Below are 8,868 nucleotides of genomic sequence, written 5' to 3' on the forward strand. Positions count from 1 at the left end.
CCTATCCCCCTGGGGTCGGGGGGGGCGGGGCGGGGCGGCGCCCGGTGCCCGGCGGAGCCGGGTTTCTTGGGGCGCCGCCCCCCAAACCCCGCGCCTCAAACGCCGGCGAGGCTGGAGTGGTCGGCCCCGGCTTCGAAGGGGAAGCGGAGGAAGGCCTGCTGCCCGCGGGGCCGGTTTCTTGGGGCGCGGCCCCGATCCTGCGCCTCAAACGCCGGCGGGGCTGGAGTGGTCGGCCCCGGCTTCGAAGGGGAAGCGGAGTAAGGCGGGGTGCCGGCGGGGCCGGTTTCTTGGGGCGCGGCCCCGATCCTGCGCCTCGAACGCCGGCGAGGCTGGAGTGGTCGGCCCCCGGTTTCGAAGGGGAAGCGGGGGAAGGCCTGCTGCCCGCGGGGCCGGTTTTCTTGGGGCTCCGCCCCACGCTGCGCCGACGGGGCTGAAGTGTGGGCGGCTCGGCCCCCGTGCCGCGCGGCGCAGAGGCCGAGGCGGGGTCCGGGGCGGAGCCCCGGGGAACGGGGGAAGGGCGGGGAGGGGCACCGCTCCGCGCAGCGGCGCGGCACCGCGCCGGGCAAGGGCGGCTCCCGGCGGCAGCCACCCGGGGCGAGTCCTCCCGCAGAGGCGGAGGCCCCGGCGGCGGTCGCCCGGGGCGGGTCCTCGGGGCGCGGCGGGCGCCAGTCGTGGCAGCCTTGGGCGTGGCCCGACCCGACCGGCCACTCCTCCCGTACCACCCTGGACTGCGATGCCCACTCCCGCCGAATCCGGACGCTCGACCCGCCGCCCCCTCGGCCGCGGCCCGGGCGCCTCGGCAGCCGCCCCCGCAGCCCCTGACACGCCCGCTGAGCGCCGTAGGACCGCCGAGGCGCCCCCAGAGCCCCAGGCGCCCCACACACCCACCCAGGCACCGCCTGAGCCCCCGGCGGCCGTACAGCCGGAGCCGCAGCCGGAGGGCCCCACCGGGACCCGCACCCCGGCCGACGGCCCCGGAGCCGCAACCGCCGTCGCCGGCCGGCGCGAGGGGTCGGCGCAGCCCGCCGCCGGGGCCCCCGCGCCGCAGGGCGGTCCGGCGGAGGAGGCCGCCGCGGCGCCGGCCGGAGGCCGGGAGGGCCGCCCCGCGGAGGAGCGCGCCGGCGCGACCCCCGGCCCGGCCGACGGGCCGGCACCCGCCCCGCCGAGCAACGGCGGGCCTCCCGGCAGCGGGAGCGCACAGGCGGCCGAGCCCGCCGCCGACGGGCGGTTCACCCTGCGGCTGGCCAACTTCGAAGGCCCCTTCGACCTCCTGCTCCAGCTGATCTCCCGCCACAAGCTCGACGTCACCGAGGTCGCCCTCTCGAAGGTCACCGACGAGTTCATGGCCCACATCCGCGCGATGGGCCCGGACTGGGACCTCGACCAGACCACCGAGTTCCTCGTCGTCGCCGCCACCCTCCTCGACCTCAAGGCCGCCCGGCTGCTGCCGGCCGCCGAGGTCGAGGACGAGGCCGACCTCGCCCTGCTCGAGGCCCGCGACCTGCTCTTCGCGCGCCTGCTCCAGTACCGTGCGTACAAGCAGATCGCCGCGATCTTCGAGCAGCGGTCCGAGGACGAGGGCCGCCGCCACCCCCGTACCGTCGGCCTCGAGGACCACCACGCCGACCTGCTCCCCGACGTGGTGATCAGCATCGGCCCCGACGGGTTCGCCCGCCTCGCCGCGAAGGCGATGCAGCCCAAGGCCAAGCCCCAGGTCTACGTGGACCACATCCACGCCCCGCTGGTCAGCGTGCGCGAGCAGGCGGCCGTGGTCGTCGCCCTCCTCAAGGCGCGCGGCGAGGCGACCTTCCAGGAGCTCACCGAGGACACGGACGACACCCTCACCGTCGTCGCCCGCTTCCTCGCACTCCTGGAGCTCTACCGCGAGAAGGCGGTGGTGCTGGAGCAGGAGGAGGCGCTGCGGACGCTCACCGTCCGCTGGAGCGGCGGGGACGGCGACGGCATGCCGGTCGTCACCGACGAGTTCGACCGGATCGTGGAGGTCAAGGAATGAGCAGCGGTACCACCGAGCCCGAGGCATCGTTGAAGCCGGCCCTCGAAGCCGTCCTCATGGTCGTGGACGAGCCCGCGACCGAGGCCCACCTCGCGAAGGTCCTCGACCGGACCCCGCGCGAGGTCGCCGACGCCCTGCGCGAGCTGGCCGACGAGTACACCGTCCAGGGGCGCGGTTTCGAGCTGCGGCTCGTCGCCGGCGGCTGGCGCTTCTACACCCGGCCCGCGTACGCGTCGGCGGTCGAGCGCTTCGTCCTGGACGGCCAGCAGGCCCGCCTCACCCAGGCGGCGCTGGAGACCCTCGCGGTCGTCGCGTACCGCCAGCCGGTGAGCCGCTCCCGCGTCTCGGCGGTGCGCGGAGTGAACTGCGACGGGGTCATGCGCACCCTCCTGCAGCGGGGTCTGGTGGCCGAGGCGGGCACGGAACCCGAAACAGGTGCGATCCTGTACAGGACGACGAACTACTTTCTGGAGCGGATGGGCCTGCGTGGCCTGGACGAGCTCCCGGAGCTCGCGCCCTTCCTCCCCGAGGCGGACGCGATCGAAGCCGAGACGCAGGAAGGTGTTCCGTCGTTCGATCCGGACGCACCGGACACCGAAGAAGACGACAAGACGACGGAACTTTGATGCGAAGCAGCGGCAACGGCAACGGCGGCAACCGGAACACGGGCGGCGGCGGCAGCCGCAAGGGCGGAGACGGACGCGGACGCGGCAACTACCGCGGCGCCGGCAACGCGCGCGACGACCGGGCGGGCGGCGCGCCGCAGCGTCCGCGTCGCCCGCGCCCCGAGGAGCGCCTCTACGACGTCGGCCCCGAGGGCGAGCGCACCCGCGGCGCCCGCGGCGCCGACGCCCGGGGCGGAGCCAAGGGCGGCCCGAAGAAGTCCGGTCAGGGCGCCGGCGGCCGCCGGGGCGGCCAGGGGCAGGGCCCGGGCACGGGCCGGGGCCAGGGCACGGGCCGGGGCCAGGGCCAGGGCCCGCGCGGCGGCTACGGCGCGCCCTCCCGCTCGCGTGAGCTCGACGCCCGGATCGAGGAGCGCGTACGGGACCGGTACGCGGACAAGCCGGTGATCCGGACCCCGAAGACCTTCCCGGGCGCCGAGCAGGAGGGCGAGCGGCTGCAGAAGGTCCTCGCCCGGGCCGGCATGGGCTCGCGGCGCGCGTGCGAGGAGCTGATCGAGCAGGCCCGCGTCGAGGTCAACGGCGAGATCGTCACCGAGCAGGGCAAGCGCGTCCAGCCGAAGGACGAGATCAAGGTCGACGGCCTGACGGTCGCGACCCAGTCGTACCTGTTCTTCGCGCTGAACAAGCCGGCCGGCGTCGTCTCCACCATGGAGGACCCGGACGGCCGCCAGTGCCTCGGCGACTACGTCACCAACCGCGAGACCCGCCTGTTCCACGTGGGCCGGCTCGACACCGAGACCGAGGGCATCATCCTCCTCACCAACCACGGTGAGCTGGCCCACCGCCTCACACACCCCAAGTACGGCGTGCAGAAGACCTACGTCGCCGCGATCACCGGCTCGCTGCCCCGCGACATCGGCAAGCGCCTCAAGGACGGCATCGAGCTGGAGGACGGCTGGGCGCGCGCGGACAACTTCCGCGTCGTCGACCAGGTCGGCAAGAACTACCTGGTCGAGGTGACGCTCCACGAGGGCCGCAAGCACATCGTCCGCCGCATGCTGGCGGAGGCCGGCTTCCCGGTCGACAAGCTCGTGCGGACCTCCTTCGGCCCGATCGAGCTGGGCGACCAGAAGTCCGGCTGGCTGCGCCGCCTGACGAACACCGAGGTCGGCATGCTGATGCGCGAGGTCGGCCTGTAGGCCTGCGCACCACACGCACCACACCCTGCACGGAAAGCCCGTACCGCCCCTGGCGGTACGGGCTTTCGCGTACCCGGGATGGGACGGGATGGGACGGGAGGGGACGGGGCCTTGTCCGGACCCGCCCCCGTGTTTATAGTCAGAATGACTATTAAAGGAGGGGGCGCGTCATGAGCTGGACCATGAGCTGGACCGAGGTCCTCGGGTTCGCCACCGGAGCCCTGTGCGTCTGGCTCGTAGCCCGGCAGCACATCGCCAACTGGCCGATCGGCATCGCCAACAACGTCTTCTTCATCGTGCTGTTCACCCAGTCCGGCCTGTACGCCGACGCCGGGCTCCAGATCGTCTTCATCGCCCTCGCCGCGTACGGCTGGTGGTCCTGGACCCACGGGGGTGGACCAGGAACCGCCGGGGCCCTGCCGGTGCGGCGCACCACCCGCACCGAATGGGCCGCGCTGGCCGCGGCGGGGGCGGTGGGGACGCTCGCGCTCACGCTCCTGCTGGACCGGGCCACCGACTCGACGGTCCCGTTCTGGGACGCGCTGACCACCGCGCTCTCGCTCACGGCCACGTACGGCCAGTGCCGCAAGCTCGTCGAGTCCTGGTGGCTGTGGATCGCCGCGGACCTCGTCTACATCCCGCTCTACGCCTACAAGGGCCTGTACCTGACCTCCGTCCTGTACGCCGGCTTCCTCGCGCTGTGCGTGGTCGGGCTGCTCGGCTGGCGGCGTACGCTCCCGGCGCGCGGCGCCCGTACGGCAGGGACCTCGGAGGCCGCCGTATGAGCGGCACGGGCAGGCGGTACGGACACGGGCTGGTCCTCGGCAAGTTCTACCCGCCGCACGCCGGCCACCACCACCTGGTCCGCACCGCGCAGGCGCAGTGCGAGCGCCTGACGGTGCTGGTGTGCGCGGCCTCCGTCGAGTCGGTGCCGCTCGCCGACCGCGTCGTCTGGATGCGCGAGGCGCACCCGGGGGCCGAGGTCGTCGGGGCGGTGGACGACATTCCGGTCGACCTGCACGACCCGGCGGTCTGGGAGGCCCACATGGCCGTCTTCCGCGGCGCTGTTCCGGAGCCGGTGGACGCCGTCTTCACCTCGGAGGAGTACGGGACCGAGCTCGCCCGGCGGTTCGGGGCCGAGGCGGTCTGCGTGGACCCGGCCCGGACCCGCTTCCCCGTGTCCGGGACGGCGGTACGGGCGGACCCGGCCGGCTGCTGGGAGTACCTGGGCCCGGCCGTACGGGCCGCCCTGGCCCGGCGGGTCGTCGTACTCGGCGCCGAGTCCACCGGCACGACGACGCTCTCGCAGGCCCTCGCCGAGCACTACCGGGCGCGCGGCGGGGTATGGGCCGCGACGGGCTGGGTCGCCGAATACGGGCGCACGTACAGCGAGGAGAAGCTGGCGGCCGCCCGCGCGGCCGACCCGGCGGCCACGTGGGAGGACGTCTCCTTCACCTCGGAGGAGTTCCCGCTGATCGCACGGAGGCAGGACGAGGAGGAAGAACGCGCGGCGCGCACCGGCTCACCCGTCCTCTTCTGCGACACGGACTCCTTCGCGACCGGCATCTGGCACGAGCGGTACGTCGGCGGCCGCAACGCGGAGGTCGAGCGGATCGCCGCCCTGCGGCCCCGCGACCTCTACCTCCTGACCGACCACGGGGACGTCCCCTTCGAGGACGACGGCCTGCGCGACGGGCCGCACCTGCGGCCCTGGATGACGGAGCGCTTCCGCGAGGAACTCCACCGGACCGGGAGGCGTTTCCTCGTCGTGCGCGGGGACCGCGAGACGCGGCTGAAGACGGCGGTCGCGGCCGTGGACGAACTGCTCGACCGCGGTTGGCACTTCACGGACCCCCTGCCGGAGAACCGGTGAAGGGCTACGACCGGACCGCGTTCGAGCCCTTCGCGGTGACGGTCGACCTGGCGGTCTTCACGGTCCGCGGCGGGACGCTGCACGTGCTGCTGATCCGGCGCGCGCAGGACCCGTACGCCGGAGCCTGGGCGCTCCCCGGCGGCTTCCTGCTGCCCCGCGAGTCCGCGGAGACGGCCGCCCGACGCGAACTGGCCGAGGAGACCGGCCTGCCGGAGCCGGTCGTCGCCGGACTCCACCTCGAGCAGCTGCGCACGTACAGCGAGCCGGACCGCGATCCGCGGATGCGGGTGGTGTCGGTGGCCTTCACCGCTCTGGTCCCGGACATGCCGGAGCCGGCGGCGCAGGGCGGCGGCGACGCGGACCGCGCCCGCTGGGTGCCGGTGGGCGACGTCCCCGGCCTGGCCTTCGACCACGCGGTGATCCTGGCCGACGCCCGCTCGCGGGTCGGCGCGAAGCTGGAGTACACCTGCCTGGCCACGGCCTTCTGCCCGCCCGAATTCACCCTCGGCGAGCTCCAGTCCGTCTACGAGACGGTCTGGGACACCGCCCTGGACCGCCCCAACTTCCGCCGCAAGGTCCTCGCGACCCCCGGCTTCGTCGAGGCCGTACCCGGAGCCGCCCGCCTGACCGGCGGCCGCGGCAAACCGGCTGCCCTCTACCGGGCGGGCCCGGCGACCGCCCTGCACCCGCCCCTGCTCCGCCCCACGGAAGGAACCACGACGGCATGACGACGACGGCGACGAAGCGCCCGGCAACGGGGGCCCTGCTGGGCCTGGCCCTCGGCGACGCCCTGGGCTTCCCGACGGAGTTCAACGACGTCCCGTCGATCCTGGCGAAGACGGGCCCGTGGCGGCAGATGAGCCTCCCGCGCCCCGCGATCGTCACGGACGACACCCAGATGACCCTGGCCCTGGCCCGCGGCATCCGCACGGCGGCGGAGGCCGGCCCCGTGGACCCCGACCGCCTCACCGGCCCCGTCCGCTCGGAATTCGTGGACTGGTACCACTCCCCGGAGAACAACAGGGCTCCCGGCCGCACCTGCATGGTGGCGTGCAGCCTGCTGAACGACCCCTCCCGGGACTGGCGGGACGCCAGCCAGACCGGCTCGAAGGGCTGCGGCGCGAACATGCGGGTGGCCCCGGTCGGCCTGGTCCCCGGCTGGACGGACGAGGAGCGGGCCGGCGCGGCGCAGCTCCAGTCGGCCCTGACCCACGGCCACCCCACCGCCCTCGCGGCCTCGGACCTGACGGCGCGGGCCGTGTACCTCCTGGCCCAGGGCACGGAGGTGACGGGCCTGGTCGGCCGCCTGCGCTCGTACGCCCTGGACAACCGCACCCGCTACCACGAGCGCTGGCTCGGCGACCTCTGGATGCGCACGGCCTCGGACGCCACCCCGGAATCCTTCATCGCCCGCGGCTGGGACGAATGCCTGGACGCCCTGAACCGTCTGGCAGCAGCCCTGAAGCACCCCTCCCCGGAAACGGACCCCTGCCTCACCACCGGGGACGGCTGGATCGCGGAAGAAGCCCTGGCGACAGCTCTGCAGTGCTTCCTCCTCTTCCCGGAGGACCCGGTTACGGCCCTGCGCCGCGCCGCCTGCACGGCAGGCGACTCGGACTCCATAGCCTGCCTGGCGGGCGCCTTCGCCGGCGCCCACCTGGGCGCCGCAGCCTGGCCCGAAGACTGGACCATCCGCATCGAATACCGCGAAGACCTCCTGACTTTCGCCACCCTCTGGGACGCCTGACCTCAGCCGTCCGCCATCGCCCACTGCGCCGCCGAAGTGCGGCGGGTGCGGGTGAGGAAGGATTCGATTCGGGGGTGGTTCGGGGATTCGGGGAGGGGGGAGGTGTTCAGGGCGGCCTCTGCCTCCTCGGTCAGACGGGTCATCCAGGCGTCCACCTCCCGCCACGGGAGTTCGCCGCGCTTCACCTCCAGCAGGCGGTCGCGGTACGGGGTGGCGTCGATCTCCAGGCGGCCCGTGCGCAGCAGGTCGCGGCAGGACAGCAGCAGGCGCAGCAGGTGCATGGCGTGCTTCCAGCGCGGGGCGCCGTGGATGCGGACGTCGGCCAGGAGTTTGGCGTGCTGGGACTTCGCGTAGCGGGTGAAGGTGGTGTGGGCCCGGCGGGAGAGGAACGCCTCCCGGAGGGAGAGGAGCTCCTCGCCCACCGGGGTCAGGCGCTCCACGAGGGGGGAGTGCAGGCACTCCAGGATGTTCGGGTTGGCGCGCAGGGCGAGTTCGCAGAAGCGCTCCAGCTCCCAGGAGAACTCCTCCTCGCGGGGGCCGTCCACGTGGGTCGGGGGCTTCTCGAAGCGCCAGAACAGCGGGGTCGGGGCGAGGTAGACACCGCGCCGGTCGGTGTCGCTCGTCTCCGTCGCCAGACCGAACGCCCGGGAGCCCATCACGCACGCGTAGATCGTGTGGTCGCGTACCAAGGCGTGGGACGGGGAGTGCGGAGCGAGGGGCGTCGGTTCGGTCATTTGCGGAGCTTAGGCGCCTTGCGGCGTGTCCTGCGACGGGATTTGCGGTCCGGCTAGGCCAGGGTGATCTCGCCCTCCGGGGTGACCGTGATCTTCTGCTCCGCCAGCGGTTTGGTGGCCGGGCCGTGGGCGACCGCGCCGTCCGTCATCTGGAACCTGCTGCCGTGGCACGGGCAGTCGATCGTGCCGTTCTCCACCTTGTTGACCAGGCAGCCCTGGTGCGTGCACACCGCCGTGAAGCAGCGGTAGGAGCCGGCCGTCGGCTGGGTCACGACCAGCTTCTCCTCCTTCAGGACCGTGCCGCCGCCCACCGGCACCGCCGAGGCCTTCACCAGCGCCTTGCCCGTGCCGGCACCCGACGGCGAGGCGGTCGTCTGCGGGCTCGAGGCGGCGCCGGGCTCGCTCTTCGGCTGCTCGGGCTCCTTCTTGCCGTTGTCGCCGCACGCGGTGAGCGTGCCGCCGGCCAGGGCTGCGACGGCTCCCGCCGCCAGGACCGTGCGTCGGGGGGTGCGCGTGGGGTCGCTCATGGGCTGCTCCTCGTTCGGTGCCGGGATGGCGAGGAGCATCCTGGCGCGGGGGGGGGGCCCGCGTGGGCCCGCCCCGCCCCCCCGTGCGGGGGGCGCGGGCCGCCGGGGGGGCGGGGGCCGGGGGGGCCGGGGGCGGCGCGGCGGCCACACG

9 protein-coding genes are annotated in these 8,868 nt (G+C 74.2%); 7 read left to right on the top strand and 2 right to left on the bottom strand.

Annotated features, from left to right (window positions below):
* The first annotated feature begins 733 nt into the window (after positions 1–733).
* The 7 genes from ABZ924_RS37280 (at position 734) to ABZ924_RS37310 (ending at position 7,456) form a co-directional block, all read left to right on the top strand.
* Entirely contained in the window at positions 734–2,014 is a 1,281-nt protein-coding gene (locus ABZ924_RS37280) for a segregation/condensation protein A (RefSeq protein WP_361919967.1), read from the top strand.
* The gene (gene scpB / locus ABZ924_RS37285; protein WP_361919969.1) at positions 2,011–2,640 is read left to right on the top strand and encodes an SMC-Scp complex subunit ScpB; all 630 of its coding nucleotides are present in this window, start codon (positions 2,011–2,013) and stop codon (positions 2,638–2,640) included. The genes ABZ924_RS37280 and scpB overlap by 4 nt, the downstream gene beginning before the upstream one ends.
* Complete coding sequence (locus tag ABZ924_RS37290; RefSeq protein ID WP_361919971.1) at positions 2,640–3,836, top strand: pseudouridine synthase; 1,197 nt, start codon at positions 2,640–2,642, stop codon at positions 3,834–3,836. Before scpB ends, ABZ924_RS37290 begins: the two co-directional genes overlap by 1 nt.
* 170 nt (positions 3,837–4,006) lie before the next feature.
* Positions 4,007–4,621: a nicotinamide riboside transporter PnuC gene (gene pnuC, locus ABZ924_RS37295; RefSeq protein ID WP_361919973.1), complete on the top strand. Its 615-nt coding sequence runs from the start codon at positions 4,007–4,009 to the stop codon at positions 4,619–4,621.
* Positions 4,618–5,709, top strand: a complete 1,092-nt coding sequence (locus ABZ924_RS37300; RefSeq protein ID WP_361919975.1) for an AAA family ATPase — start codon at positions 4,618–4,620, stop codon at positions 5,707–5,709. Before pnuC ends, ABZ924_RS37300 begins: the two co-directional genes overlap by 4 nt.
* Positions 5,706–6,437 carry an NUDIX domain-containing protein gene (locus tag ABZ924_RS37305; protein ID WP_361919977.1) on the top strand — a complete coding sequence of 244 codons (732 nt, stop codon included), beginning with the start codon at positions 5,706–5,708 and terminating at the stop codon, positions 6,435–6,437. The genes ABZ924_RS37300 and ABZ924_RS37305 overlap by 4 nt, the downstream gene beginning before the upstream one ends.
* Positions 6,434–7,456, top strand: coding sequence for an ADP-ribosylglycohydrolase family protein (locus ABZ924_RS37310; protein WP_361919979.1), 1,023 nt, complete (start codon positions 6,434–6,436; stop codon positions 7,454–7,456). The genes ABZ924_RS37305 and ABZ924_RS37310 overlap by 4 nt, the downstream gene beginning before the upstream one ends.
* 2 nt (positions 7,457–7,458) lie before the next feature.
* Here ABZ924_RS37310 and ABZ924_RS37315 read toward each other — a convergent pair whose 3' ends face one another.
* Positions 7,459–8,190 carry a nucleotidyltransferase domain-containing protein gene (locus tag ABZ924_RS37315; protein ID WP_361919980.1) on the bottom strand — a complete coding sequence of 244 codons (732 nt, stop codon included), beginning with the start codon at positions 8,188–8,190 and terminating at the stop codon, positions 7,459–7,461.
* Between the two features lie 53 nt (positions 8,191–8,243).
* Positions 8,244–8,717 carry a Rieske (2Fe-2S) protein gene (locus tag ABZ924_RS37320; protein ID WP_361919982.1) on the bottom strand — a complete coding sequence of 158 codons (474 nt, stop codon included), beginning with the start codon at positions 8,715–8,717 and terminating at the stop codon, positions 8,244–8,246.
* Between the last annotated feature and the right edge of the window lie 151 nt (positions 8,718–8,868).

Origin of the sequence: Streptomyces sp. NPDC046876 (assembly GCF_040645035.1) — a bacterium.
Lineage (GTDB): Bacteria > Actinomycetota > Actinomycetes > Streptomycetales > Streptomycetaceae > Streptomyces.